26 protein-coding genes and 1 tRNA gene are annotated in these 26,445 nt (G+C 68.0%); 14 read left to right on the forward strand and 13 right to left on the reverse strand.

Features of this window, described 5'->3' with window-relative positions; translation table 11 throughout:
- Positions 1 to 93 precede the first annotated feature (93 nt).
- Both HDC96_RS02385 and HDC96_RS02390 read left to right on the forward strand, forming a co-directional pair.
- The gene (locus HDC96_RS02385) at positions 94 to 405 is read left to right on the forward strand and encodes a hypothetical protein (RefSeq protein ID WP_179458585.1); all 312 of its coding nucleotides are present in this window, start codon (positions 94 to 96) and stop codon (positions 403 to 405) included.
- Between the two features lie 15 nt (positions 406 to 420).
- Positions 421 to 1,092 carry an HAD family hydrolase gene (locus tag HDC96_RS02390; RefSeq protein ID WP_179458586.1) on the forward strand — a complete coding sequence of 224 codons (672 nt, stop codon included), beginning with the start codon at positions 421 to 423 and terminating at the stop codon, positions 1,090 to 1,092.
- 32 nt (positions 1,093 to 1,124) lie between these two features.
- Here HDC96_RS02390 and HDC96_RS02395 read toward each other — a convergent pair whose 3' ends face one another.
- On the reverse strand, positions 1,125 to 1,664 hold the full coding sequence (locus HDC96_RS02395) for a thioesterase family protein (protein WP_046273341.1): 540 nt from the start codon (positions 1,662 to 1,664) through the stop codon (positions 1,125 to 1,127).
- 82 nt (positions 1,665 to 1,746) lie between these two features.
- Between HDC96_RS02395 and HDC96_RS02400 the strand changes: the two genes are divergently transcribed.
- Together HDC96_RS02400 and HDC96_RS02405 are read left to right on the forward strand one after the other, a co-directional pair.
- Positions 1,747 to 2,322, forward strand: a complete 576-nt coding sequence (locus tag HDC96_RS02400) for a TetR/AcrR family transcriptional regulator (RefSeq protein ID WP_179458587.1) — start codon at positions 1,747 to 1,749, stop codon at positions 2,320 to 2,322.
- Positions 2,323 to 2,455: 133 nt separating this feature from the next.
- Positions 2,456 to 3,142: an SGNH/GDSL hydrolase family protein gene (locus HDC96_RS02405; protein WP_257018630.1), complete on the forward strand. Its 687-nt coding sequence runs from the start codon at positions 2,456 to 2,458 to the stop codon at positions 3,140 to 3,142.
- Positions 3,143 to 3,190: 48 nt separating this feature from the next.
- On the opposite strand, the gene HDC96_RS02410 is transcribed toward HDC96_RS02405, so the two are convergent.
- The 5 genes from HDC96_RS02410 to hutI form a co-directional block, all read right to left on the reverse strand.
- Positions 3,191 to 5,338 (reverse strand): TonB-dependent receptor, encoded by a 2,148-nt coding sequence (locus HDC96_RS02410; protein ID WP_179458588.1) that lies wholly within the window; start codon positions 5,336 to 5,338, stop codon positions 3,191 to 3,193.
- Positions 5,339 to 5,659: 321 nt separating this feature from the next.
- Positions 5,660 to 7,327 carry a urocanate hydratase gene (gene hutU, locus HDC96_RS02415; protein WP_179458589.1) on the reverse strand — a complete coding sequence of 556 codons (1,668 nt, stop codon included), beginning with the start codon at positions 7,325 to 7,327 and terminating at the stop codon, positions 5,660 to 5,662.
- Positions 7,324 to 8,157 carry an N-formylglutamate deformylase gene (gene hutG, locus HDC96_RS02420; RefSeq protein WP_179458590.1) on the reverse strand — a complete coding sequence of 278 codons (834 nt, stop codon included), beginning with the start codon at positions 8,155 to 8,157 and terminating at the stop codon, positions 7,324 to 7,326. The genes hutU and hutG overlap by 4 nt, the downstream gene beginning before the upstream one ends.
- Positions 8,154 to 9,695 (reverse strand): histidine ammonia-lyase, encoded by a 1,542-nt coding sequence (hutH, locus tag HDC96_RS02425; RefSeq protein WP_179458591.1) that lies wholly within the window; start codon positions 9,693 to 9,695, stop codon positions 8,154 to 8,156. The genes hutG and hutH overlap by 4 nt, the downstream gene beginning before the upstream one ends.
- A 23-nt stretch (positions 9,696 to 9,718) precedes the next feature.
- Complete coding sequence (gene hutI / locus HDC96_RS02430; RefSeq protein ID WP_179458592.1) at positions 9,719 to 10,924, reverse strand: imidazolonepropionase; 1,206 nt, start codon at positions 10,922 to 10,924, stop codon at positions 9,719 to 9,721.
- Positions 10,925 to 10,987: 63 nt separating this feature from the next.
- On the opposite strand from hutI, the gene HDC96_RS02435 reads away from it, so the two are divergent.
- Complete coding sequence (locus HDC96_RS02435) at positions 10,988 to 12,364, forward strand: formimidoylglutamate deiminase (protein WP_179458593.1); 1,377 nt, start codon at positions 10,988 to 10,990, stop codon at positions 12,362 to 12,364.
- 27 nt (positions 12,365 to 12,391) lie between these two features.
- Positions 12,392 to 13,120: a histidine utilization repressor gene (gene hutC / locus HDC96_RS02440; RefSeq protein WP_070425435.1), complete on the forward strand. Its 729-nt coding sequence runs from the start codon at positions 12,392 to 12,394 to the stop codon at positions 13,118 to 13,120.
- Positions 13,121 to 13,123: 3 nt separating this feature from the next.
- Here hutC and HDC96_RS02445 read toward each other — a convergent pair whose 3' ends face one another.
- The 3 genes from HDC96_RS02445 to HDC96_RS02455 all read right to left on the reverse strand — a co-directional run bounded on the left by HDC96_RS02445 (position 13,124) and on the right by HDC96_RS02455 (position 15,241).
- On the reverse strand, positions 13,124 to 14,110 hold the full coding sequence (locus HDC96_RS02445; RefSeq protein ID WP_179458594.1) for a restriction endonuclease: 987 nt from the start codon (positions 14,108 to 14,110) through the stop codon (positions 13,124 to 13,126).
- A gap of 262 nt (positions 14,111 to 14,372) precedes the next feature.
- Entirely contained in the window at positions 14,373 to 14,867 is a 495-nt protein-coding gene (locus HDC96_RS02450; protein ID WP_176988510.1) for a phasin family protein, read from the reverse strand.
- Between the two features lie 98 nt (positions 14,868 to 14,965).
- Positions 14,966 to 15,241, reverse strand: coding sequence for a polyhydroxyalkanoic acid system family protein (locus tag HDC96_RS02455; RefSeq protein ID WP_176988511.1), 276 nt, complete (start codon positions 15,239 to 15,241; stop codon positions 14,966 to 14,968).
- Positions 15,242 to 15,362: 121 nt separating this feature from the next.
- Between HDC96_RS02455 and HDC96_RS02460 the strand changes: the two genes are divergently transcribed.
- The 4 genes from HDC96_RS02460 (at position 15,363) to aroA (ending at position 20,068) form a co-directional block, all read left to right on the forward strand.
- Positions 15,363 to 16,163, forward strand: a complete 801-nt coding sequence (locus HDC96_RS02460; RefSeq protein WP_176988512.1) for an FHA domain-containing protein — start codon at positions 15,363 to 15,365, stop codon at positions 16,161 to 16,163.
- Positions 16,164 to 16,299: 136 nt separating this feature from the next.
- Positions 16,300 to 17,385, forward strand: coding sequence for a 3-phosphoserine/phosphohydroxythreonine transaminase (gene serC / locus HDC96_RS02465; protein WP_179458595.1), 1,086 nt, complete (start codon positions 16,300 to 16,302; stop codon positions 17,383 to 17,385).
- A 52-nt stretch (positions 17,386 to 17,437) separates the two neighbouring features.
- The gene (gene pheA, locus HDC96_RS02470) at positions 17,438 to 18,637 is read left to right on the forward strand and encodes a prephenate dehydratase (RefSeq protein ID WP_179458596.1); all 1,200 of its coding nucleotides are present in this window, start codon (positions 17,438 to 17,440) and stop codon (positions 18,635 to 18,637) included.
- A gap of 117 nt (positions 18,638 to 18,754) precedes the next feature.
- Positions 18,755 to 20,068, forward strand: a complete 1,314-nt coding sequence (gene aroA, locus HDC96_RS02475; protein WP_179458597.1) for a 3-phosphoshikimate 1-carboxyvinyltransferase — start codon at positions 18,755 to 18,757, stop codon at positions 20,066 to 20,068.
- 162 nt (positions 20,069 to 20,230) lie between these two features.
- On the opposite strand, the gene HDC96_RS02480 is transcribed toward aroA, so the two are convergent.
- A complete protein-coding gene (locus HDC96_RS02480) occupies positions 20,231 to 20,809 on the reverse strand; it encodes an energy transducer TonB (RefSeq protein WP_179458598.1) in 579 nt (192 codons plus the stop codon).
- Between the two features lie 148 nt (positions 20,810 to 20,957).
- On the reverse strand, positions 20,958 to 21,593 hold the full coding sequence (locus HDC96_RS02485) for an energy transducer TonB (protein WP_179458599.1): 636 nt from the start codon (positions 21,591 to 21,593) through the stop codon (positions 20,958 to 20,960).
- 112 nt (positions 21,594 to 21,705) lie between these two features.
- On the opposite strand from HDC96_RS02485, the gene serS reads away from it, so the two are divergent.
- Positions 21,706 to 22,986 carry a serine--tRNA ligase gene (gene serS / locus HDC96_RS02490; protein ID WP_179458600.1) on the forward strand — a complete coding sequence of 427 codons (1,281 nt, stop codon included), beginning with the start codon at positions 21,706 to 21,708 and terminating at the stop codon, positions 22,984 to 22,986.
- A 111-nt stretch (positions 22,987 to 23,097) separates the two neighbouring features.
- Here the strand turns inward: serS and HDC96_RS02495 are convergent, their stop codons facing one another.
- Positions 23,098 to 23,460, reverse strand: a complete 363-nt coding sequence (locus HDC96_RS02495; RefSeq protein ID WP_179458601.1) for an SH3 domain-containing protein — start codon at positions 23,458 to 23,460, stop codon at positions 23,098 to 23,100.
- Between the two features lie 381 nt (positions 23,461 to 23,841).
- Here HDC96_RS02495 and HDC96_RS02500 point away from each other — a divergent pair, with 381 nt between their 5' ends.
- A complete protein-coding gene (locus tag HDC96_RS02500; protein ID WP_179458602.1) occupies positions 23,842 to 24,435 on the forward strand; it encodes a hypothetical protein in 594 nt (197 codons plus the stop codon).
- Between the two features lie 102 nt (positions 24,436 to 24,537).
- Here the strand turns inward: HDC96_RS02500 and HDC96_RS02505 are convergent, their stop codons facing one another.
- Positions 24,538 to 25,119, reverse strand: coding sequence for an NAD(P)H-dependent oxidoreductase (locus HDC96_RS02505; RefSeq protein ID WP_179458603.1), 582 nt, complete (start codon positions 25,117 to 25,119; stop codon positions 24,538 to 24,540).
- A 123-nt stretch (positions 25,120 to 25,242) separates the two neighbouring features.
- On the opposite strand from HDC96_RS02505, the gene HDC96_RS02510 reads away from it, so the two are divergent.
- Both HDC96_RS02510 and HDC96_RS02515 read left to right on the forward strand, forming a co-directional pair.
- Entirely contained in the window at positions 25,243 to 26,235 is a 993-nt protein-coding gene (locus HDC96_RS02510) for a LysR substrate-binding domain-containing protein (protein ID WP_176988522.1), read from the forward strand.
- A gap of 73 nt (positions 26,236 to 26,308) precedes the next feature.
- Positions 26,309 to 26,398, forward strand: a tRNA-Ser gene (locus HDC96_RS02515).
- The last annotated feature ends 47 nt before the right edge of the window (positions 26,399 to 26,445 follow it).

Here is a 26,445-nt window from a genome sequence, read left to right on the forward strand (position 1 = left end):
GACAGGCGCAATGACGTCCCGCAGCGCGCCCCGCGCTTTATCCTGTGCAGCCCATCTCGTGATGTGACGCTGATGAAATCGATGTTCCTGTCATTGTTGCTGCTGCTGTTCGCCGGCCACGCGCATGCCGCTGATGCACCTTCGCTGCCTGCGGCCTGGACGCAGATCGGCATCACCGTCGGCATGCCCTACGCGCAGGCCAAGGCCGCGCTCATCAAGGCCGGCTGGGTTGCATCCGCGCCCGACAACGACGGCAACCCGGTCTTCGCCGCGCATCCCGAGGTGGATTGCGGGCAGGGCTGGGATGCGATCTGCTCGGCAGGATACGGCCGCGGGAACGAGACTTACGGTCTGGTGCTTGCACCTACCGACGATGGAAAACTGCTGGTGCAGGGCGTTTTCTGAAAGGAGCTGATACGGATGTCAGACCGCACTGTGGTGGTATTCGATTTCGACTTGACGTTGACCCGATGGGAGACGGCGAGCCGGTTCTTCAACGGTCTGCTGCGACGCCAGCCGTGGCGGCTCGCGGTCGTAGTGCTTGCGCTGCCGGTGCTGGTTCCACTCTGGGTGGTGCCGCAGACGCAGCGGCGGCCGGTGCGCTTTGCAGTCTGGATGGCCACGTTCGGGCGCAGCCGACAGGCACTTGCTGCCCTCGCGGTCGCGCATGCCGATGCGGTGTTCGCCGGATCGGATCCGGTGTTCCTCGTGCAGGGCGTGGAACGACTGCGCCAACATCTGGCCCAGGGCGACGAGGTCGTCATCGCCACCGGCTGCTGGGAGCCGCTCGCACGTGCGCTGCTTGAGCGCGAAGGTCTGCAGCACGTGCCGCTGGTCGCTTCGACATTGCGGCCGTTCCTGGGCGGATGGATCAGCGAGCGCCATTGCCTGGGCGAGAACAAGATTCCGATGCTGACCGAACGTGGCTATCCGCCGCCGTGGCGCATCGCCTATACCGATCACCGCGCCGACCTGCCGCTGCTGCGCAACAGCGAGCAGTGGTATCTGGTCAGCCCGGGTGAGAAGTGCCTGCGCCTGATCGAACAGACGATGATGACCAAGGCACGGATCGTTCCCTGGCGCAACGCCTGAGCGCTGCCGTCATCGCGTGATGGGAGCGGGCCTCAGTCCTCTTTCATCGCCAGTTCCGCGGCAAGCAGCGCCTGCGCCGCCTTGCTCAGCTCAGGCGAGGGCACCACCGGCGCACCGATGGCCTCCATCATCTGATCGGTGGAGACGAACCGGCGATGCCGGCGGTCGTAGATGCCGGTGATCAGCAGGGCACGCGTGGCGACCTTCTCCTCGTCGCCGATCAGCACCCGCTGCTCCATGATGATGCGCGTGCCGACCCAGCCGGCCAGCCGCGTCTCCAGCACGAAGCGCTGGAACGGCTTGAGCTCGCGCCGGAACTGGATGCTGCCGCCACTGACGATCGGGGCCCACTTCGAGCGCCATGCCACCCGGCCCAGGCCCATGCGGAACACGAGATCGAGCCGGCCCAGGTCGAAGATCGTCCAATAGCGGCCGTTGGTCATGTGCAGATTGCTGTCGATGTCGTTGGGCAGCACCCGGAAGTTCAGGCGCGACACCGCGAACGGCGCGCTCAGCTTCGGGCGGAAGGGCGAGGACAGCAGCAGGAAGAGCAGGCGGAACCAGAGATTCATGGGCAGGGGCGCTCATCTATAACAGGTGTCATAATGGAAATACGCTAATCTATGACACTCGTCTTAGCAAGGAGCCCGGCCCATGAGTGCACGTCATTCCGATGCGCCGCAGCGCGTCGTGGCTGCGGCCGCGGAAATGCTGGCCACGTACGGACTCAATGCCTCCAGCGTCCGTGAGGTCGCCAAGCGCGCGCAGGCGCCGTTCGGCTCCACCTACCACCACTTTCCCGGCGGCAAGCAGCAGGTCCTGGCCGAAGCCACGACCTTGGCGGGCGCCAAGGTGGATGCGCTGCTCGACACCTGCCTGCAGGGAGCGGCCCCCGACGGGCTGTCCTTGTTCCTGGCGGCGTGGCGCGAGCGCCTGATCCGCTCGGCGTTCCATGTCGGCTGCCCGGTGCTTGCGGCGGCGGTCGAAGAGCCGATCGACGATGCACCCGATGATGCACGGCGGGCCGCGGCCGAGGTATTCGCGCGCTGGGAAGCCCGTCTGACCGAAGCGTTGGGTCGCGGTGGCCGCTCGCCCGAGCAGGCCAACGGCATTGCCACCATGATCATCGCCAGCATTGAAGGCGCGGTGGCGATGAGCCGGGCCACGCGCGACATCGGCCCGTTCGATCGCGTCGCAGCGCAGCTTGTTTCCCTGGTCGCCGATCGCTGAGACTGTCGGCCTGCCGCCACCGGAGTGCCGCGCCTTGACCGCCTTGATCCGTTCCACCGTGTTTGCCGCGACGCTCGCCGCGTGCGCCCTGCATCCGAGTGCGCACGCGCAGGAATCGCCTGCGACCCATCCGCTGTATCGGGTGCCTGTCGACCAGGCGACGCCCGCGCAGATCACGGAGATGCAGCAGCGCCTGCTGGACTGGCCGCAGCTGCAGCGCTACCGCGCCGAGAACGCCGCATTGGCGCCGGTCGCGCCGGGGACGAAGCGCGTGGTGTTCTACGGTGACTCGATCACCGAAGGTTGGGGACCGACCGGCAGCGAGCGTTTCTTCCCGGGCAAGCCCTACGTCAACCGCGGCATCTCCGGGCAGACCACGGCACAGATGCTGCTGCGCTTCCAGCAGGACGTCATCGCACTGAAGCCGGCGCTGGTCGTGATCCTCGCCGGCACCAACGATATCGCCGGCAATACCGGGCCGACCACGCCGGCGATGATCGAAGACAACCTGCATGCGATGGTGGAACTGGCGCAGGCGCACAACATCCGCATCGTGTTGGCCTCGGTGCTGCCGGTCAGCGATTACCCGTGGCAACCCGGCGTGCAGCCCGCGGGCAAAGTGACGGCGCTCAATCGGGCGTTGCGTGCTTACGCGGAGGAGCAGGGTCTGGTCTATCTGGATTACCACACGGCCATGACCAACAAAGACGGCGGCCTCGACCCGGAACTGGCTGCCGATGGCGTGCATCCCACGCCGGCCGGTTACGCGAAGATGGTGCCGTTGGCCGAGAGCGCCATCGCCAGGGCACTGACGCGCTGATTCCGGGTTTCAGCCCACGCGTCCAGCCCCGGTGCAACGACGTCGACGTCAGTCAAAGCGCCAGCGCACCCCGGCATACACACTGCGCCCATCACCCGGCGTCGATCGCGCGACATCCTTGCCCGCATCGTCGTAGCCCGGGGTCACCGTGGCGGCATAGTGGCGGTCGCTCAGGTTGCGCAGTTCCGCCCAGGCCTGCCAGCGGCCACCGGGGGCGTCGTAGCCGATGCGGGTGCCGAAGATCACGTGGCTGTCGGCGGCCATGCTGTTGGCATAGTCGACGAACATTTTTGACGCGTACTCGGTGTTCAGCCCGGCGTAGAAGCCGGCCGGGTGGTCGTAGCGCAGTTCGGCCTGGTAGTAGTGGCGCGGCAGGCCGGGCAGGCGGTTGCTACCGAAGCGTGCATCATCGCGGTAGCGGAAGTCGCTGAAGGTGTAGGCCTGGCGCACTGACAGCCGCCCGCCGACGCCCTGCCACAGCGCGCTGTCCAGGCCGGCTTCGATGCCACGGTGCACGGTCGGGCTGGCGTTGGATTCGGCGATGAACAGGTTCGGCACCGGCTGCACTTCCACGGTGAGCAGTTCGTGGTTGAGGCGCGCGTAGTAGCCGGTAAGTTCCCAGCGGCCGAGTGCGCTGTCGCCGCGCGCGCCGAGTTCCAGCGTGGTCGCGGTCTGGTTGTCCAGGTTCACCGGCGCGCGCTGGCGGCCGGTGGAGGCGCCATTGCCGGCGGCGAAGTACTGGTTCGATCCCCAGATCATCGACCACGGATGCGCCGGTTCCACCGAGCGGCTGAGGTTGCCGAACCATTGCGTCTGCGGGGTCTGCTGCCAGGTGAAGCCCAGCCTTGGCGCGTAATCCCACTGGCGCTCGGACAGTTTCTCCGCCGTCGCCGGCCAGGTGACCTGCACATCGCGGCGGGTGTGGATCAACGCCAGCCCGGTCTGCAGGCGCAGCGTGTCGCTCAGCGCCAGATCATTGCCGACGTGCAGCACGCTGTCGGTGCCGTAATGCTCGAAGTCGCGGGTGTGCGTGCCGGCCGCGTACCCGTTGCTGGCGAAGCGCAGGGTCTCGCGCACGTTGGCATCCAGATCGTGGGTGACGCGCAGGCCGATCGTGGTCACGCTGTCATGCCCGAACAGCGCGTGCCGGCGGCGGTAGTCGAGCGTGCCGTTGAGGTTGGCGTAGTCCAGCTGCTGGCGGTACAGGCTCTCGTTCAAGTCCATCGGGTACGTGTGATAGACGAGGCCGGCATGCAGCGAGGAATCTTCATCGATGGTGTAGGTCGTGGTGTTGCCGATCCAGGTGCTGCCCGGCTGCGGGCGGCGCGCGTCGATCGCCAGATTGGCTGGATTCGCCGCGCGTGGATCGTTGCGGATCTGCGCGCGGGTCAGGCGTCCCGGGGTGTCGTGATCGGTTTCGCGGTAACGCAGGAAGAAGCGCGTTTCCAGATCCGGGGTGAGCTGCCAGCCGAGGTTGGCCACCGCACCCTTGCCCTTGCCGGCGGCGTGCTGCTGATAGCCGTCGTACTCGGTATCGGTGTAGGCGAGGAAATAGTCGACAGCGTCATGCACGCCGCCGACACTGATGCCGCGCTTCTGGTAACCGCGTGCACCGGCTTCGTAATGCAGCTCCAGCCCGGGTGTATCGCGGCCGCTGCGGGTGATGTAGTTGATCGCACCGCCCAGCGCCAGGGCACCGCGCTCGAACCCGTTGGCACCGCGCAGGACTTCGACGCGGCTCAGCCACAGCGGCTCCAGCAGCTCGTACGGCGTACCACCCGGGCCGGTCAGCGGCAGGCCATCCAGCGAGATCGACAGGCCGGAGGCATGCGCACCCGGCGCGCGGTTGAGGCCCGAGCCGCGGATGGAGACCTTGACGCCTTCATTGCCGGCGCTCTGCGCGCTGATGCCGGGCTGATAGGCCAGCACATCGGCGGTGCCGGCGACGCGGCCCTGGCCGACCTGGGTCATGTCGACGACGTTACCCGCACCGGGCACCCGGTCGAGCGCGCGGCGCGCAGCCTCGGTGGCATCGGCGGCAGTGACGTTGACCGCGTCCAGAGTGACGGCCTGGTCAGCGGGCGCGGCGTGGGCGGTGTCGGTGGCGGCCAGGCTGGCCAGCAGGGCGGCGGCGAGCAGGGCGGCGGCGAGCAGGGACAGGGCAGGGGCGGTGGGGCGATTCGGGAGGGCAGTCATTCGTGCGCGGTATCAGTGTCGACAGGGCGCGTGTTGGCGCGGCACCCTGTCAACTTCATGTGGGGCGCGCAAGTTAACAGGATGTGGGGGTGTTCGTCACCCTTGTGGGGCGTATGGGGGCAGGCGCGTGCCGACGAGCGGATGTCGGTAGTGCCGGCCGCTGGCCGGCTCGCCAGGATCTACGCGATCCCGTCGCGTGAGAACCGTGATTGCCTGGTTGCCGGCCAGCGGCCGGCACTACGTCTTATTTCAGTGGTTGCCGGCCAGCGGCCGGCACTACCTTGAACTGTGGCCCCGGCGCTCGGCCGAGGCCCTCCCGGATCAGCCCAGAATCCCAGGCAGATCCAGCCCCTTCTCCTTCGCGCAGTCCACCGCGATCTCATACCCCGCATCGGCATGCCGCATCACGCCCGTGGCCGGGTCGTTCCACAGCACGCGCGCGATGCGCTTGGCCGCGGCCTCGGTGCCATCGCAGACGATGACCATGCCGGCATGCTGCGAGAAGCCCATGCCGACGCCGCCGCCATGATGCAGCGACACCCAGGTGGCGCCGCTGGCGGTGTTGAGCAGGGCGTTGAGCAGCGGCCAGTCGGAGACGGCATCGGAGCCGTCCTGCATGGCCTCGGTTTCGCGGTTGGGCGAGGCGACACTGCCCGAATCCAGATGGTCGCGGCCGATCACCACCGGCGCCTTCAATTCGCCGTTGGCGACCATCTCGTTGAAGGCCAGGCCGAGTCGATCGCGATCGCCCAGACCGACCCAGCAGATGCGCGCGGGCAGGCCCTGGAACTTGATCTTCTCGGCGGCCATGTCGAGCCAGCGGTGCAGGTGCGGGTTGTCCGGGATCAGTTCCTTGACCTTCGCATCGGTCTTGGCGATGTCCTCCGGATCGCCGCTGAGTGCGGCCCAGCGGAACGGGCCGATGCCGCGGCAGAACAGCGGGCGGATGTAGGCGGGCACGAAGCCGGGGAAGTCGAAGGCATCTTCCACGCCTTCTTCCAGGGCCATCTGGCGCAGGTTGTTGCCGTAGTCCACCGTCGGTACGCCGAGCGAGTGGAAGCCGAGCATGGCGCGGATGTGGTTGGCCATCGACTCGCGCGCCGCAGCTTCGACTTCCTTCGGCGCGGAGACGCGCTTCTCGTCCCATTCCTCCACGGTCCAGCCCTGCGGCAGGTAACCGTTGACCGGGTCGTGCGCGGAGGTCTGGTCGGTCAGCAGGTCCGGCTTCACGCCGCGGATCAGCAGCTCGTCGAGCACGTCGGCAACGTTGCCGAGCAGGCCGACCGAGAGCGGCTTCTTCGCGGTGCAGGATGCCTCGATCAGGCGCAGCGCTTCGTCGAGGTCATCGGTCCAGGTGTCGAGGTAGCCGGTGCGCAGGCGCATCTCGATGCTGCTCTTGCGGCATTCCACCGCGAGGCAGGAAGCCCCGGCCATCACCGCGGCCAGCGGCTGCGCGCCGCCCATGCCGCCCAGGCCACCGGTGAACAGCCATTTGCCGGCCAGGCTGCCGTTGTAATGCTGGCGGCCCATTTCCACGAAGGTCTCGTAAGTGCCCTGCACGATGCCTTGGGCGCCGATGTAGATCCAGCTGCCCGCGGTCATCTGGCCGTACATCGCCAGGCCCTTCTTGTCGAGCTCGTTGAAGTGGTCCCAGTTGGCCCAGCGCGGCACCAGGTTGGAGTTGGCGATCAGCACGCGCGGGGCATCCACGTGCGTGCGGAACACGCCGACCGGCTTGCCCGACTGGACCAGCAGGGTCTGGTCATCCTCGAGCCGCTGCAGGGTCTCGATGATCGTGTCGTAGCTCTCCCAGTCGCGCGCGGCGCGGCCGATGCCGCCGTAGACCACGAGCTCCTGCGGGCGCTCGGCCACGTCCGGGTGCAGGTTGTTCATCAGCATGCGCAGCGGGGCTTCGGTCAGCCAGCTCTTGCAGGTCAGCGTGGTGCCGGTCGGGGCGAGGATGGTGCGGGTGGAATCGAGACGGGTCATGCAGCACTCCGGGACGTAGCGAAGTCGAGACAGGCATCGAGCACCTGCTGCAGCGTGGCGCGCAGCAGGGCGGCGTGATCGGGATCCAATGGCGTGGGCCAGCTGTGCTCATCCACGGCCTCGGGCTCGTGCATGTAGCCGCGGCAGGCCAGCTCCATCTGCAGCGTGTGCACGCCGCCCGGGATGTCGCTGTAATGGCGGGTGATGTAGCCGCCCTTGAAGCGGCCGTTGCGCACATGGCTCATGCCGCTCATCGCGCACAGGTTGTCGACCACGTCGGTCAACGCGTTGTCGCAGGTGGTATCGCCGTTGGTGCCGAGGTTGAACTGCGGCAGCTGGCCATCGAACAGGTGCGGGATGTGCGAGCGGATCGAGTGCGCGTCGTACACCACCACGGTGCCGTGCTCGGCGCGCAAACGCGCGATCTCCGCAGCGAGCGCATCGTGGTACGGCACGAACCAGGTATCGCGGCGGCGCGCGATCTCGGCCTCGTCCGGACCGTGGCCATCCCGGTACAGCGGCTGGTTGTCGAAGGTGGTCAGCGGGCACAGGCCGGTGGTGTTCTGGCCCGGGTACAGCGAGGTGCCGCTGGGGTCGCGGTTGACGTCGATGACCGAGCGCGACACCGCCGTGCGCACCGTGGTGGCGCCCATCTGCTGCGCGAAGGCATACAGCTCGTGCACCCACCAGTCGGCGTCGCGACGGGCCAGCCACGGCGACAGGAACTGCGAGGCCAGTGCATCCGGGAGTTCGGTGCCGGTATGCGGGAAGCTGACGATCAACGGCACATCGCCGCGGTGGATCTGCAGCCAGTCCGGATGCGCGGTCATGACAGCGGCTCCAGGGGCGGCAGGATGTCGCCGAGGCCTTCCGCGAGCACGCCGCTGCGCACCAGATGAGTGGCGGCGACCATGTCCGGATGGAAATAGCGGTCGTCTTCCAGCGTCGGCACCTGCGCGCGCAGGCGCTGGCGGACCGCTTCCAGCGCGTTGCTGGAGCGCAGCGGGGCGTGGAAATCGCAGCCCTGCGCGGCGGCGAGCAGCTCGATGCCGATCACGTTGGCGGCGTTCTCGGCCATCGCCATCAGGCGGCGCGCACCGTGTGCGGCCATCGAGACGTGGTCTTCCTGGTTGGCCGAGGTCGGGATCGAGTCGACGCTGGCCGGATAGGCGCGCTGCTTGTTTTCCGAGACCAGCGCAGCGGCGGTGACCTGCGGAATCATGAAGCCGGAGTTGAGGCCGGGCTTCGGGGTGAGGAAGGCCGGCAGGCCGGACAGCGCCGGGTCGACCAGCATCGCGGTGCGGCGTTCGCTGATCGAGCCGATCTCGCACACGGCCATGGCCAGCATGTCCGCCGCGAAGGCGACCGGCTCGGCGTGGAAGTTGCCGCCGCTCAGCGCCTCGTTGGTATCGGTGAACACCAGCGGATTGTCGGAGACGCCGTTGGCTTCGATCGCCAGCGTGGTGGCCGCCTGGCGCATCACGTCGAACGCGGCGCCCATCACCTGCGGCTGGCAGCGCAGGCAGTAGGGATCCTGCACGCGGACGTCGTTGTCGCGGTGCGATTCGCGGATCGCCGAGCCCTGCATCAGGATGCGCAGCGCGGCGGCGGTGGCGATCTGCCCGCGCTGGCCACGGATGCTGTGGATGCGTGGGTCGAACGGGGTGTCAGAGCCCTTGGCCGCTTCCACCGAGAGCGCGCCGGTGACCAGCGCCGCACGGAACACAGTGTCGATCGCGAACAGGCCGGCCAGTGCGTAGGCGGTGGAGTACTGGGTGCCGTTGAGCAGGGCCAGGCCTTCCTTCGCGCCGAGCACCAGCGGGGCCAGGCCGACCTTGGCCAACGCCTCGGCAGCCGGCAGGCGCTCGCCATCGACGTAGGCTTCGCCGACACCGATCATCACGCTCGCCAGATGCGAGAGCGGGGCCAGGTCGCCCGAGGCGCCGACCGAGCCCTGGCACGGAATGACCGGAATGAAGTCGTGCTGCAGGAACGCTTCCAGCAGGGCCAGCGTCTGCGGGCGGATACCCGAGGCGCCCTGGGCCAGGCTGGCCAGCTTCAGCGCCATCATCAGGCGCACCACGGGGGCCGGCATCGGCTCGCCGACGCCGGCCGCATGCGAGAGCACGATATTGCGCTGCAGGGTTTCCAGATCCTCGCGCTCGATGCGCACGCTGGCCAGCTTGCCGAAGCCGGTGTTGATGCCATACACCGGGGCGCCCTTGGCGACGATGTCGGCCACCGTCTGCGCACTGCGCAGCACGGCCGCGGCCGAGGCCGGGTCCAGCCGCACCCGCGCGCCGTCGTGGATGGCGCGCCATTGCGCCAGGGTCACGGCGCCGGGGTGCAGGGTCAGGGTAGTGCTCATGGAATCTCCAGACATCACAGGGTTCATGCGGGTTGGCCGCGCATCACGCGGGCGTGCAGGGGGTTGAAGCCCATGCGGTAGACAAGGTCGGCGGGGGCCTCGATGTCCCACAGGGCGAGGTTGCAGTCCAGGCCGACCGCCAGCCGGCCGATCCGGTCCTGCCGGCCCAGTGCACGCGCCGCTTCGCGGGTGAACCCGGCGATGCATTCGTCCACGGTCATGCGGAACAGGGTGGCGGCCATGTTCATCGCCAGCAGCGGGCTGGTCAGCGGCGAGGTGCCGGGGTTGGAATCGGTGGCCAGCGCCAGTGGCACCCCGGCCGCGCGCAGTGCGGGGATCGGGGGCAGGGTGGTGTCGCGGGTGAAGTAGAACGCGCCCGGCAGCAGCACCGCCACGGTGCCGGCGCTGCGCATCGCGGCGATGCCGTCGGCGTCGAGGTGTTCGATATGGTCGGCCGACAATGCGCCATGGCGCGCGGCCAGGGCAGCACCGTGCTGGTTGCTGAGCTGCTCGGCGTGGATCTTGATCGCCAGCCCGTGCTGCTGCGCGGCGACGAAGACCTGCTCGGCCTGCGCGGCGCTGAAGGCGATGTTCTCGCAGAACACGTCCACCGCTTCGGCCAGTCCGGCGGCCGCAACGGCCGGAATCATGACGTTGCAGACCTCGTCGATGTACTCCTGCGCCTCGCGGCCCGGCGGAATCGCGTGCGCGCCGAGGAAGGTCGGCACGATCTCGACCGCGCGCCGGCGGCCCAGCTCGCGCGCGACCTGCAACTGCTTGGTCTCATCGGCCAGGGTCAGCCCGTAACCGGATTTGATCTCGATCGTGGTGATGCCTTCGGCCAGCATGGCGTCGAGCCGGGGCAGGCTGGCGGCGAGCAGGTCGGCCTCGCTGGCGGCGCGGGTGGCGCGCACGGTGGAGACGATGCCGCCGCCGGCGCGGGCGATATCGGCATAGCTCACGCCCTGCAGGCGCTGCTCGAACTCGCCGGCACGGTTACCGGCATAGACCAGATGGGTATGGCAGTCGATCAGGCCGGGGCTGATCCAGCGCCCGGCGCAGTCGATGCGCTGGGCCGGCTGCAGATGATCGGCCGAGCCGGCCGCCCCCACATGCACGATGCGACCATCGGTGGCGGCGATGACGCCCTCCTCGATCACGCCCAGGCCCGGGCTCGGGCCGTCGACGGTGATCAGGTTGGCGTGGTACCAGAGGGTGTCACAGTGCATGGCAGCAACCACATCGGCGTATATGTCTATACAATATAGGCGCCTCTTCCGGGATGTCCAGTGATGCCAGCCAACCCCGCACCGATCCTTCGTTTCCACGCTGCCCGCGCGCTGCTGCCACACGGCTGGGCGCGCGATGTGCGCATCCTCAGCCAGGGCGGCACGCTCATCGAGGTGACCGAAGGTGCGTCGGCCGAGCCGGGCGATATCGCGCTGGCGATCGCGCTGCCGGGCCTGGGCAACCTGCACAGCCACGCCTTCCAGCGCGGCATGGCCGGGCTGACCGAGATCGGCGGCAACAGCGGCGACAGCTTCTGGAGCTGGCGCGAGCTGATGTACCGCTTCCTGGCGCATCTGCAGCCGGAGGCCATGCAGGCGATCGCCGAGCAGGCTTATGTGGAAATGCTGGAATCCGGCTTCACCCGGGTTGGTGAGTTCCACTACCTGCACCACGGCCCGGTTGGGGTGCCGTATGCCAACCGTGCCGAGATGGCCGAGCGCATCGCCGCCGCTGCCCACTCAAGCGGGATTGGCCTGACCCTGTTGCCGGTGTTCTACGCGCATGCCGATTTCGGTGGCGCCGCGCCGAACCCGGCCCAGCGCCGTTTGATCCACGACGTCCACGGTTTTGCTGAACTGCTGCAGGGCTGCACGCGCGCGCTGCAGGGCCAGGACGATGCGGTGCTCGGTTTCGCCCCGCACAGCCTGCGCGCGGTGACCGGCGAGGAGCTGTCGGCGCTGCTGCCGCTCAACCAGGGGCCCGTCCACATCCACATCGCCGAACAGACCCGCGAGGTCGATGCCTGCGTGGCCTGGAGCGGCATGCGTCCGGTGCAGTGGCTGTACGAGCACGCCCCGGTGGATACGCGCTGGTGCCTGGTCCACGCCACCCACATCACCGAGGCGGAGATGCAGCAGGTCGTGGCCAGCCGTGCGGTGGCCGGTCTGTGCCCGATCACCGAGGCGAACCTGGGCGATGGGCTGTTCCCGATGCAGGCCTTCGCGCGTGCCGGTGGCCGGTTCGGCGTGGGCTCGGACTCCAACGTGCTGATCGACGCGGCCGAAGAACTGCGCCTGCTCGAGTACGGCCAGCGCCTGCAGCTGCGCGGGCGCAATGTGCTGGCCCCGGGCGATGGTCAGTCCACCGGCCGCTGGCTGTACGAACAGTCGTTGAACGGTGCTGCGCAGGCCCTGGGCGTGAGCACCGGGCTGCAGGCAGGTGCGCCGGCCGACCTGGTCGAACTCGATCCGGACCACCCGGCGCTGATCGCCCGCGACGGTGATGCCTTGCTTGACAGCTGGGTGTTCGCCGCACGTAATGGCGCCGTGCGATCGGTGTGGCGCCAAGGGCGCCAGTTGGTCCGTGACGGTCGCCACCCGCAACGCGAGGCGGTGGCCGCACGGTTCGCCGGGGCACTTCGACCGTTGTTGGGGGTCTGACCCGACCCTCCCATGCAGGAATCCAGAGTGACGGGCAAGAAAGCAGCAACCCTCAATCAGCGCATCCGTGCTGATCTGGAAAGCCGCATCCTCAGTGGACAGTGGGAGCCTGGCTTCCGCATCCCCTACGAACACGAGCTGATGGAACAGTACGGCTGTTCGCGGATGACCGTGAACAAGGTGCTGACCGCGCTGGCCGAGAGCGGCATGATCGAGCGCCGCCGCCGTGCGGGCTCCTTCGTCGCGCGCCAGCCGCCCCACCTGGAACAGGTCGCGCTGGAAATCCCCGACATCGCGATGGCGGTGGAAGCGCGTGGCCATGTCTACGGGTACCAGCTGCTCGAGCGTGCCTACCGGCGCCCGCGTGAGCAGGTGGCCGAGGAAACCGCATTGGCTGGCGGCGAGAAGCTGCTGGCGATCCGCTGCCTGCATCTGGCCGATGGCCGGCCGCTGGCGTTGGAGCACCGCCTGATCAGCCCGGTCGGTGTGCCGGAGGTGCTGGCGGTGGACTTCGAGACGACGGCGCCGGGCAGCTGGCTGCTGCAGAACGTCTCGTGGACGCGCGCCCAGCACCGGATCAGTGCGTGGGGCGCCGATGACGCGGCAGCGACGCTGCTGCAGGTCAAACCCGGCACGGCGTGCCTGGTCATCGACCGCCTCACCTGGCGCGGCGAGCAGCCGATCACCTGCGTGCGGCAGATGTTCCTGGGCGATGCCTACGATCTGGTCGCCCGGTTCTCGCCGGGCGCGCGCTGAGCCTTACAGCGTCGTGCACTGCCGCCAGCGGACCGGCTCATCCACGCCGGGGCGCGGGTTGAGCTGGATGCGCACGGTACGCAGCGCCGGATAGCGGACCACTTCCTCGCAGATCAGCGGCCAGATCGTGTCGATCTCGCCGGTGCGGTTGATTGCCAGCGTCTGCCGGGTCAGCCAGATGCCGCTGGCCACGCCGGGGCGGGTCGCGACTTTACGTGACAGTTCCTGCTGATAGCGGTCCAGCGTGGCGTCGTCCGGGTTGGCGTCCATCGCGGGCGCGGCGGTATCGGCGGCGCGGTCTTCAGCAGCCTCAGGCGCTGGCGGTGCTGTCGTCGCCGCCGCAGCGGGCTGGGCGCCGCCCGGAGCGGGTGCTGTCACTGCCCACTCTTTTTCCAGCCCGGCGGTCAGCGAGCCCAGCCCGACCAGCAGGCCGAGCGTCACCGCCCCCAGCGCTGCGATCGAGATACGGCGGATCGCCTCGCCGCGGGCACCGGCCTCGACCCGGGCTTCCATGTCGCCCGGCAGGTAAGGCTTCAGCAGCGGCCACAGCAACGGGCCGTCGAGCACCTCCACCCCCTGCTTTTCAGCGGCGATGCGCCCGTCGCGTTCGACCTTGCCCTCGGTGATCAGGATCCCGCCACGGGCGCCGGCCAGGCGCGCGGCAGCGCCCAGCTCGTTCACCGCCGCCGTACCGATACGGTAGGCGCGGCCGTGCTTGCACGACAGCAGCCAGCGTTGCGGGCCATCGTGCATCAGGAAATCGCTGCGCGGTTCGCGGCTGTCGGCGGCCTCGTCGGGCACGTCCTGCAGGCCGCGCTGCTCGTGCATCGCACGCCGCACGATCAGGGAAAACTCGCGCCAGTGCATGCCGGCCAGGGCATTCAGGCCGAGCTGGGTCTCCTTGCGCTTCCGTTTGATCAGCCAGAAGTAGGCCGTGGCCACGAACCAGACGATGAGGGCCAACAGCAGGGCCAGGATCCAGGAGAGCATGCAGGGGGATATGAACAGGGAAGTGCGACAGACAGTTTATATGCGCCTTTGCACGTCTGCGGCGCGTCGTTTCCGGGGCGTTTCGCATCCGGCGATCACGTCAGTGACGGCGGTCTCACTTTGCGCCGATCTGCCCACCGGCCGCCCACAAAAAACCCGCCAATCCAGAGCCGTGAGGGGAGGGAACAAACGGCGGTGGAAGCGATTGGCGGGTCGGTTTCGATTGTCAACAAAGTTCTGCTGCTTTGCAACAATCGAGGGATCAGGCGTCGGAGGTGGGCGACTGGTGGGTGCCCGGCGACGGTGCGCCGGACGGCGAGGCATTGCGGGCCTCGGCCCGGTTGACCCGGGTGTTCAGCGCATCGATGCGGGCATTGAGCGCGGCGACATCCTCGGCGGTCGGGATATGCAGGCGCTTGAGCACGCCCTGGACCCGGTCATCGAAGGCCTTCTCGACCTTGTCCCAGGTGCCGCTGGCCTTCTCGCGGGCCTCGCCGAGGTGCTCCTCGACATTGTCGCGCCAGCGCGGCGCATCGCCGGTCTGCTCGCGGTTGCGGGCCTCGATGTTCTCGCCTTCCTTGACCAGGTTGTCGAAGACGCGGCTGCCTTCGGCCTGCGCACGCCCGAAGGCGCCCAGGCCCGCCAGCCAGATCTGCTGGGCCGAATCGGTCAGCTTGCGCGAGAAGCGCTCGGCCTGATCCTGCAGCGAGGGCTTCTCGCCGGGGATGCGATCGTCGAAGTCGTTGGGTGAATTCATGGGGCGATCCCTTGGGTGGACACCCCTGGATCGTATGCATCGCCGGCTTCAAGCGATGTGATGGCCGGCGCCTGTGCGACGCCGGGCCGTGCGTCGGTTCAGCCGAGCTTTTCCTTGAGCACGCGCTGGATCTCGCTCTCCACCATGCCCTTCATCGCCGACAGCAGGAAGCCGAGCTTGGCGGTGACCTGCACCTGGCCGGGCTGCAGGGCGATCTCGCCGTCCACGCCGGAGCCGCTGAAGTTCAGCACGTCGCCGACCCAGTTCGATTGCAGGCCGAAACGCTCGGACAATTTGGCGGCGACGTCTTCGATGGCCTGGCGCGCATTTTCAGCGGGCAGGGAATGGGGATGACGGATATCGATGCTGGACATGCGGACTCCTGGCGGACAACAGCGCGGATTTGGGCGTGCATTGTGCGCATCCTCAGGCACAACTCCAAGGTCTGCGTCACACTTCTTCTTCCCTGACATTCAACCTGCTAGGCTGCGCCGCGTGCAGAACCTGCTAGTTCACTTCACTCAACGCCAACACCCCGACCAGCCGCTGCGGCCCGGAGTGCAGCGCATCGTGCGTCATGCTTCGGGCACTGTCCGGCTTGGCGATGACACCCCCGGCACTCTGCTGCTGGCCCAGTTCTGCCTGGACGACCGTGGCCTGTGGCTGCAGGTGGCCAACGGCATCCGTGGCATCCACGTCAACGGCCGCCCCGTGCGCCGGATGGCGCTGCTGCGCGCCGGCGACGCCGTCTACGCCGATGGCGTGGAGATGGTGGTGCAGGGCGACTGCGAGGCGCTGGTCCATGCGCCGCCGCGCAGCGACGATGGCGGCGACGACCAGCGCCTGCTGCGCGGGGTCGGCGGCCAGCACCACGGGCGCAGTTTCACCCTCGACCGCCCGCGCGTGATCGGGCGCGGGCCCGAGGCGGACATCGTCATCGACGACCCGGCCTTCGCCGAGCAGCACGCGCGCCTGGAACAGCACGGCGAGCGCCTGCTGCTGCGCGACCTGGGCGCAGGCGAGTCCACGCGGGTCAATGGCGTCACCGTTCGCCATTGCTGGCTGCAGCCCGGCGACCAGCTGGTCTTCGATGCCCAGCACCGCTTCGTGCTCGAAGTGCCGCACGACGGCCGCAAGCGCATCGTGATCGAGGAAGAGGACGATGGCTTCGAAGCACGCCAGCGCCCGGAACCGGTCGCTGCGCCCAAGCGCGTGAGTCGCTGGCCGTGGCTGCTGGCCAGTGCACTGCTGCTGGCGGCCGCCCTTAGTGGCCTCCTCTGGTTCGGGGCGAGGTAGTGCCGGCCGCGGGCCGGCAACCAGGCACGCCCGGCGCGGGTCATTAGATTCGTTTGCAACCAAATTCGCCTTGTCCTGCAAGGCCTAAAGGCTGGTGCGCTGCGGCATACTAGGGGTCTTGCCCCATAGGTGTGACATGACGCGCGCGTTCAATTTCAGTGCCGGCCCTGCAACCCTGCCGGAATCGGTCCTGCGCCAGGCGCAGGAAGCGATGTTGGAGTGGAACGGCGCGGGCGCCTCCATTGTCGAAATGAGCCACCGCGGCCCGGAGTTCATGGCCGTCGCCGCCCAGGCCGAGGCCGATCTGCGCCGCCTGATCGGCATCCCGGACGACTACGCGGTGCTGTTCCTGGCCGGTGGTGCGACCACCCAGCAGGCGCTGCTCGCGCTCAACTTCGCCCAGCCCGGCCAGACCGTGGATTACGTGCTCACCGGGCACTGGGGCAAGACCGCGATCAAGCAGGTCAGCCCCTATGTCACGGTCAATGTCGCCGCGAGCAGCGAGGCCAACGACTTCCACGACATCCCGGCGCGGGCCGGTTGGCAGCTCTCCGATGACGCGGCCTACGTGCACATCACCGCCAACGAAACCATCCACGGAGTCGAGTTCCGTGACACCCCGGACGTGGGTGACGTGCCGCTGTTCGCCGATTTCAGCTCCTCGATCGCCAGCGAGCCGCTGGATGTCAGCCGATACGGCCTGATCTATGCCGGCGCGCAGAAGAACCTCGGCCCGGTCGGCGTGTCGGTGGTGATCGTGCACCGCGACCTGCTCGAGCGCAGTGGCCAGCCGCGTGCGGACATCTTCGATTACCGCTCGCACGTTGCGCGCGATTCCATGCTCAACACCCCGCCGACCTGGAACTGGTACCTGGCCGGGCTGGTGTTCCAGTGGATGCTGGCCGAAGGCGGCGTGGAAGAATTCGCACGCCGCAACGCGGTCAAGTCGGGCCTGATCTACGAAGCGATCGACCAGTCCGGCGGCTTCTACCGCAATGAAGTCGTCCCGGCCGCACGCTCGCGCATGAACATCCCGTTCTTCCTGCCCGACGAAGCGCTCAACGCGCGTTTCGTCAGTGAATCCAAAGCCGCCGGCCTGCTGGCGCTGAAGGGTCACAAGGCGGTCGGCGGCATCCGTGCTTCGCTGTACAACGCCATGCCGGTGGAGGGCGCGCAGGCGCTGGCCGCCTTCATGCGCGATTTCCAGCAGCGCAACGGCTGACGCATTCGTTTTTCCCGGGGCGCTCGCCGCCCCACTGCACCGGAACCCCCAGATGGCCACCAAACCCGCCAAGCCCAAGGCCGCCACGCCGGCGCCGAGCACGTCCACGTCGGCTGCACCCGCGAAGAAGAAGGCCAAGGCCGCCAAGCGCGATGCTGCGCCGGCCGTTGCCGCGCCCGTGCTGTCGGACGTGCGCGCCAAGATCGACCATATCGACCGCAGCATCCAGGCGCTGATCGCCGAACGCGCCAACTTCGCCCACCAGGTCGGCAAGGCCAAGGGCAAGCTCGCCGCGGCCGTGGATTACTACCGCCCCGAGCGCGAAGCGCAGGTGCTGCGCATGGTGGTGGACCGCAACGAAGGCCCGCTCAGCGATGAAGTGCTGGTCCACGTCTACCGGGAAATCATGTCCGCCTGCCTGGCCCAGCAGGAACCGCTGAAGATCGGTTACCTCGGCCCGGAGGGCACCTTCAGCCAGCAGGCGGTGCTCAAGCATTTCGGCCGCTCCGCGCTGGGCCTGCCGCTGGCCAGCATCGAAGAAGTCTTCCAGGAGGTGGAAGCAGGCAACGCCGATTTCGGCGTGGTGCCGGTGGAAAACTCGGGGCAGGGCACGATCCAGATCACGCTGGACATGTTCCTGACCTCCAACCTGAAGATCTGCGGTGAAGTGGAGCTGCGCGTGCAGCAGTATCTGATGTCGCGCAGTGGCCGGCTGGAGGATGTCGAGCGCGTCTACGGCCACCCGCAGTCGTTCATGCAGACCTCTTCGTGGCTGCGCGCCCATCTGCCGAAGGCCGAGAAGATTCCGGTCTCCAGCAACGCCGAGGGCGCACGCCGCGCCCGCAATGCCGAAGATGCCGCCGCCATCGGTGGCGAGAGCGCCGGGCATGTGTACGGCCTGAAGAAGGTGGTGACCAAGCCGATCCAGAATGACGCGGACAACACCACGCGCTTCCTGGTCATCGGCCGCAACATCTTCCCGACCTCCGGCCACGACCGCACCTCGGTGCTGGTGTTCATCCACGACAAGCCCGGTGCGCTGTTCGACGTGCTCAGCCCGTTCGCGCGGCATGGCATCAGCATGAACCGGATCGAGTCGCGTCCGTCGCACAACGCCAAGTGGGAATATGGCTTCTTCATCGATCTGGCTGGCCATGTCGAGGACGAGGCGATGCAGGCGGCCCTGGCGGAACTGAAAGCCCACTCGGCACAGATCAAGATCCTCGGCTCCTATCCGGTCGCCGTGCCCTGATCCGAATGGCGCAGCCGCTTCGCGCGCTGCGCCCGGTCCGGCGCCCCTCTGGGCGCTGCGGCCCCTCCCGCACTCCGTTGCATCGCCGCCGCGGCGGCCCGCCCCCTAGGACTTCCGATGACCGCTTCTCCGTACTGGATCGCCCACAAGGGCCAGCCCCTGCAGGGCAGCCTGACCATTCCCGGCGACAAGTCCGTCTCGCACCGCTCGGTGATGTTCGCCGCGCTGGCCGATGGCGTCTCGCGCATTGACGGTTTCCTGGAAGGCGAAGACACCCGCGCCACGGCGGCGATCTTCGCGCAGATGGGCGTGCGCATCGACACCCCGTCGCCCTCGCAGCGCGTCGTGCATGGCGTCGGCGTGGATGGCCTGAAGGCGCCGGGCGCCCCGCTGGACTGCGGCAACGCCGGCACCGGCATGCGCCTGCTGGCCGGCCTGCTGGCCGCGCAGTCCTTCGATTCGGTGATGGTTGGCGATGAATCGCTGTCGCGCCGTCCGATGCGCCGCGTGACCGGTCCGCTGGCCGAGATGGGCGCGAAGATCGACACCGAGGCCGACGGCACGCCGCCGCTGCGGGTGCACGGTGGACAAGCGCTGCGCGGCATTGCATTCGCCTCTCCGGTGGCGAGCGCGCAGGTCAAATCCGCGGTGCTGCTGGCCGGTCTCTATGCCGACGGCGAAACCTCGGTCACCGAGCCGCACCCGACCCGCGATTACAGCGAGCGCATGCTGCGCGCGTTCGGCGTGGACATCGAGTTCTCGCCGGGCAAGGCCCGCCTGCGTGGCGGCCAGCGCCTGCGCCCGACCGATATCGTGGTGCCGGCCGATTTCTCCTCGGCGGCGTTCTTCCTGGTGGCGGCGAGCGTGATTCCAGGCTCCGCGCTGCGCCTGCGTGCGGTGGGCCTGAACCCGCGGCGCACCGGCCTGCTGGCCGCGCTGCGGCTGATGGGCGCGGACATCACCGAAGAGAACCATGCCGAGCAGGGTGGGGAAGCGGTGGCCGATCTGGTGGTGCGGCATGCGCCGCTGCACGGCGCCGAGATTCCCGAAGCGCTGGTGCCGGACATGATCGACGAGTTCCCGGCGTTGTTCGTGGCTGCTGCGGCCGCGCAGGGCAACACCGTGGTGCGCGGTGCGGCCGAGCTGCGGGTCAAGGAATCGGATCGTCTGGCCGCGATGGCGACCGGGCTGCGCACGCTGGGCGTGCAGGTGGACGAAACCGAGGACGGCGCGACCATCCACGGTGGCGGCGTGCTGGGCAGCGGCACCATTGAAAGCCACGGCGACCACCGCATCGCGATGGCCTTCGCGATTGCCGGCCAGCTCAGCAGCGGCGAAGTGCGGGTCAATGACATCGCCAACGTGGCGACGTCCTTCCCGGATTTCGATGGCCTGGCGACCGGTGCGGGTTTTGGGCTTCGCGCTGGCTGAGGTAACGCCGGGTTCTACCGGGCTGCTGCGTCCAGATGTCAGGTGTGCGTGGTTGCCGGGCAGCGCCCGGCACTACCTCGGCCTCGCGCGGACGCGGTGCTTCGCGGAACAAAAAAGGGAGGCCATTGGCCTCCCTTTTCGTTCCCGCCTCAGCGCATCACATTAGCGCTCAGTGCGGAAATCCACCGGCACGCGAACCACGCTGGCGACGGCGCGGCCGTTATGCATCGCCGGCTCGAACTTCCAGTCGCGCACGGTGGTCAGCACCGCGCGATCCAGGTCGCGGTCACGCGTGCCGCTGCGCTGCACGATGTTGGCTTCGGTCACCTGGCCGCGGGTATCCACGTTGAGGCTGGCCACCACGCTGCCCTCCACGCCGCTGCGCAGGGCAGTACGCGGGTAGGCCGGCTTCACGTTGCTTGCCAGCGGACGGGCCTCACGGTTGCGCACCGCCGGCGTCGCCTTGCGCTGATCGGCGGCCGGTGCGGCCTGGCGTGCAGCCGGGGCGGGCGTCGTCGCGACGGGCGCGGTTTCCGTGGCCGGCAACATACGCTGGCCCACCGGTGCATCGTTGGTATCGCCCGGGGTGGCATAGCGCAGCCACACCAGCGCGGCGGCGAACATCGCCACGATCAACGCGACCCACAACCAGGGCGACGTGCGGCGGTTATGGGGCTCATCGATCACGTCGCGCTGATGCTGCGGCGAGCGGGGCATGTCCGGGGCATGGGTAACACTCATGGCTGACTCCTGGTGTCGATGTGACACCTGCAGTCTTGCCCGTCCCCGGTTGCGGATGTGTCAGCGCACCGTCAACGCGACGACTGCATTCCCATCGAGGTTCAGTTTGCTGAGCCGTTGCAGAATCGCCGCGTGACGCGGCGATGCATCACTGCGGCGTGAAGTCGAAGGGCACTTCCAGGCTGCCAGGCACTGGTACGCCGTTGTTCTGCGCCGGCTGGAAGCGCCAGCGACGCACCGCGTCGGAGGCCGCGCGGTCAAGGTCGCGTGAACCGCTGCGCTGGATCAACGTGACTGCCGAGGGATACCCCGTGGCATCCACATCCACGCGTACCACCACGGTGCCGCGGTCACCGCGGCGCAATGCGGCGGGCGGATAGCTCGGCGGCGGCGACTGGTCGGCGATCGGCTGCGGGCGATCGCTCGGCGTCATCGCGGTCGGCGCTGCCGGTGCGGCGGGTGCAGCGGGGGCCGCCGGCGGCGGGGGCGGCGCGGTCTCCACCAGCTGCGGCTTCTCTTCGTTGGCCGGCGGGGCCTTGGCATCGGGCATGTCGCTGGAGCCGGCAGCGGCGGCCAGCGGCTCGGGCAGCGGCACCACCTCGGCCACCTGCGCAGGGGTCTGCGCGGCCGGGTCGGCCTTGTAGAACTCGTTGTTGCGGCTGCTCAGCCACACCGCCAGGAACAGCAGCAGGCCTACGCCGAATGCGATCGCGGCGATCAGGAGGCTGCGGCGGGGCAGCTGGAAGGTGATGTTCTTGCCAGAAGTCGAGCGGGAAGCAGACATGGGGCATACCGTATGGATCACCGCGATTCTGCCACGCCCGGGATGAACCGGCGGCAGAAAAACGCATAACAGGCGATAATCCCCCTCCGTACCCGTCGACCCCTCTGCCGCCATGCTCGATCCAGCCCTGCTCCGCCAACAGCCCGCCGACCTTGCCGAACGCCTGCGCTCCTCGCGCGGTTTCGAGCTGGATGTCTCCGGGCTGGAGTCGCTGGAGGCCGATCGCAAGCGCATCCAAGTGCGTACCCAGGAGCTGCAGAGCCTGCGCAACAGCCGTTCCAAGGCCATCGGCCAGGCCAAGGCGAAGGGCGAGGACGTCTCGGCGATCATGGCCGAAGTGGCCGCGTTCGCCGATGAGCTGAAGACCTCGGAAGTGGCCCTGGATGCGTTGCGCGAGAAGATCGAAGCGATCGCGCTGGGCATCCCGAACCTGCCGGCCGAGGATGTACCGGCCGGCCAGGATGAATCGGACAATGTTGAACAGAAGCGCTGGGGCACCCCGCGTGCGTTCGATTTCCCGGTGCTGGATCACGTCGAGCTCGGCGCCCGCAACCGCTGGCTGGATGGCGAGACCGCGGCCAAGCTGTCCGGCTCGCGCTTCACCGTGCTGCGCGGCCCGATCGCGCGCCTGCACCGCGCGCTGGCGCAGTTCATGCTCGATCTGCACACCGGCGAGCACGGTTATGAAGAAACCAACGTGCCCGCGCTGGTCAATGCCGAGTCGCTGCGTGGCACCAGCCAGCTGCCGAAGTTCGAAGACGACCTGTTCAAGACCGCCGTGGGCGACTCCACGCGCTACCTGATCCCGACCTCGGAAGTGCCGCTGACCAACATCGTGCGCGACGAGATCATCGACGCCGAGCAGCTGCCGCTGCGCATGACCGCCCATTCGCTGTGCTTCCGTGCCGAAGCCGGTAGCGGTGGCCGCGACGTGCGCGGCATGATCCGCCAGCACCAGTTCGAGAAGGTGGAACTGGTCGCCGCGTGCACCCCGGCGCAGAGCGATGAAGAGCACCAGCGCATGACCCGCTGTGCGGAAGTCGTGCTGGAAAAGCTCGGCCTGCCGTACCGCAAGGTGCTGCTGTGCACCGGCGACATGGGCTTCTCGGCCATCAAGACCTATGACCTGGAAGTGTGGCTGCCCTCGCAGGACACCTACCGCGAGATCTCGTCGTGCTCCAACTGCGGTGATTTCCAGGCCCGTCGCATGCAGGCCCGCTGGCGCAACCCGGAGACCAGCAAGCCCGAGCTGCTGCATACGCTCAACGGCTCCGGCGTGGCCGTCGGCCGCGCGATGATCGCGGTGATGGAGAACTACCAGAACGCCGACGGCAGCATCACCGTGCCGGACGTGTTGAAGCCCTACATGGGCGGGCTGGACGTCATCGGCTGATCCAGCGCCGTGACGTATAGAAAAAACCCGCCGAAAGGCGGGTTTTTTTTAACTGGTAGTGCCGGCCGCTGGCCGGCAGCTCCTGAATGGCATCGCCACGCCACCCGGTGATCAGCCGTCCGACGTCATCGGCGTCAGCACGCCCAGCGGCACCCACCCAGACGATGTGCCGCCGACCACCTCGCACCACACCCAGCTGTTGAGCACGCGCTCACCGCGCACGTGCTGGCCCACGTTGACATCCAGTTCGCGCGCACAGTAGGCCTCGACGGCCATCGCATCGCCCTGCGCGTTCCTGCCGATTACCTGCGCCGGCACCCAGCCTGCGGCCTGGCCCGGCGTCTCGCACAGATACCAGTTGTCCCAGCCTTCGGGCCCCTGATAGCGCTCGCCGACCTGCAGCGCGTCGCCGGGCTGCAGGGTGATCGGGTGGGGGAACTCACTGCGGTGGGTCTGGACGACGCGGTAATCCATGCGGAATCAGCTGTGTGCAAAGGGCCTCCAGCTTAGCGGCCATTCCCGCGACGCGGCAGCGTTGATTACGTCAGCGATGCGGCTTCCTGGAAGGAAGAGAGGCAGGTCGGGGAATGCCTTGATGAAATGTGGGGGAAGTTGTCGGCCGAGAGTGCGGCACCCGGCGTGGAGGGCCGCAAACGCTGCAGGTACAGGGCTTCGCGGGTTGAGCAATCGATGGAAGGTCCGCACGGCCTGCAGGTCGCGGTGTGATCGACGCCCGATTCCTGCCGCACACAGCGAACAGGCTGGGCGCTGACAACCACTTTCACAGGACGCCCGGTGAACACAGCGGCCGCACCCCTCCCATCCTCCAATCCCGCCGGCATCGCTGCATGGCTGATGCTGGGCATTGCCTGGCTGTGCTTCCTGATCCCGTTCCCGGGGCTCGGGATGTTCCTCGGCTGGCCGCTCAATATGGTCGCCTTCATCCTGGCCGTCGTGGCGATGGCCAAGGGCGGGGCCGGCAAGGGCATCGCCCAGCTCCTGCTGTCCCTCGTCGTCTCCCCGCTGGTCTACCTGGTGGGCGTGGTGGTGTTCGCCGGCGCCATCGGCGCGATCAGCCAGCCGGCCCTCGATGCCCACGCTCACGCGGACAAGGGCAGCCAGCAGGACGTCGCCATCGCGCACGTCGCACCTGTCGAAATCACGGCGCGCCAACTCTATCGGGACTACGAGGCCAATGAGGTCGCCGCCGACGTCCTCTACAAGGGCAAGCGGCTGCTGATCTCGGGCGAAGTCGTCAGCATCCAGACGGATCTGATGGATAAGCCGCAGGTGCACCTGAAGGCCGGAAGCATCGAACAGGTGATGATCTCCGGTCTCTCCAAGGAAGAAGCCGGCGTGCTCAGCAAGGGCGACGCTGTGCTCGCGGCCTGCACGGGCAACGGCATGATCCTGGGCTCACCGGTGACGCGGGACTGCGAACTCCAGTAAGGCGGAGCCGCGTTCAAAAAAAGATGGCCCCGGGAGGGGCCATCTCTGCCACACCCACACCGTCACGACGAGGGGGAGGGAACGGTGTCGGTAGCGCCCGGCTCAGGCCGCAGCGAGCTCTTCCGGCTGCGGCAGCGCGGCCAGGGCCTGGGCAATCGCATCGGTGCGGTGCTGCGGCGAGTAGGCGATGCCCTCGGCGCGCACGAACTCGAGGTTGTCGATGCCGAAGAAGGCGAAGACCTGGCGCAGGTACGGATCCTGGAAATCGGTCGGGGCGCCGGTGTGCAGGCCGCCGCGGCTGCTGGCCACGATCACGCGCTTGCCGCCGGCCAGGCCCACCGGGCCGTTCTCGGTGTACTTGAAGGTGCGCCCGGCCACGGCCAGGCGGTCAATCCACGCCTTGAGGGTGGAGGCGACGCTGAAGTTGTACATTGGGGAGCCGATGACAACCACGTCGGCTGCCAGGAACTGCTCCAGCACCTGCTCGGCGTCGGCCACTTCGGCCGGGTCGGACTGGGCCAGGGACGAGCTGCGCAGGTGCGCAACGGGCTGGGCGTCGAGGTCGCGGTAGCTCACCTCCAGGCCCGGGACCTGGTCGCGCCACTGCTGGACCACGGCGGCGGAGAGCTGGCGGGAGACCGAGTTTTCGCCAAGCACGCTGGCGTCGATGTGAAGAAGCTTCATGGCAATCACCTGATTCTGGGGGAGGGGCGGTAGACGCCGCCGACGGAGATCAGGTTAGGTTGTTGCTTGATTGGAATAAAGGTGGTTGAATACCACGTATTGTTCTATATCTGGAACTTCGGTATGCAAGACCTCAACGACCTCTACTACTTCGCCATGGTGGTGGATCATGGTGGCTTCGCCGCAGCAGAACGCGCGCTCGGCATCCCCAAATCCCGCCTGAGCCGCCGTATCAGCCAGCTGGAAACCGACCTGGGCGTCCGCCTGCTGCAGCGCTCTACGCGCCGCTTCGCGGTGACCGACGTCGGCACCAGCGTGCATCGCCACGCGCAGACCATGCTCGCCGAGGCCCAGGCCGCACGTGAGGTGGTCGACCGCCTCAGCGCCGAGCCACGTGGCCTCGTCCGTGCCAGCGTGCCGGTCTCACTCGCGCAGATGCAGCTGCCCAAGCTGCTGCCCAAGTTCCTGGCCCAGTATCCCAAGGTGCGGCTGCAGCTGAACATCAGCAACCGCCGCGTGGACATCATCAACGAAGGCTACGACGTCGCCCTGCGCGTGCGTTCGCGTCTGGATGACGATGGCAGTCTGGTGATGCGCAGCTTCGGCCAGGTGCAGGAACTGCTGGTCGCCAGCCCCAAGTACCTCGATCGCGCCGGCCGCCCGAAGGATCCGGACGAGCTGACCAACCACGTCACCCTGAGCATCAGCGAAGACGAAGCCCGCCAGCGCTGGGAACTGCACGGCCCGGAAGGCGCGGTACGCCGCGTGGACCTGCAGCCGCGCGTGGCCGGTTTCGATTTCCCGCTGCTGCAGAGCATGGTCAAGGACGGGTTCGGCATCACCATGCTGCCGGAGACCGTTTGTGCCGACGCCGTGCGCAACGGCGAACTGGAAGTCGTGCTGCCGGACTGGTCGCTGCCGCAGGGCATCTGCCACGCCGTCTTCGCCTCCCGCCGCGGCCTGCTGCCGGCGGTGCGCGTGTTCATCGACTTCCTGGCCGAGCACCTGCCGCCGCAGCTGGAGGCCTCGCGCCTGGATTGCGGTGGGGCGTGCGAGCGAGCCAAGGAGAAGATCAAGGCCAGTGCCTTGGGTGCGTTGGCGGTGGATGCGGGCTGAGCCGCCCGGGTCTTGGGTAAACCGGGCCTGTCATGCGAGAATGCGGCCCCGGCCAAGCGCCGGACCGCACACCGGAGAGATGGCCGAGCGGTTTAAGGCACCGGTCTTGAAAACCGGCGAAGGGTCATTCCTTCCGTGGGTTCGAATCCCACTCTCTCCGCCAACCACGCCTAATCCTTTGATTTTTAAATGAAATCATTGGTGTTGGCG

The organism is Stenotrophomonas sp. JAI102, assembly GCF_013409105.1.
Lineage (GTDB): Bacteria > Pseudomonadota > Gammaproteobacteria > Xanthomonadales > Xanthomonadaceae > Stenotrophomonas > Stenotrophomonas maltophilia_AA.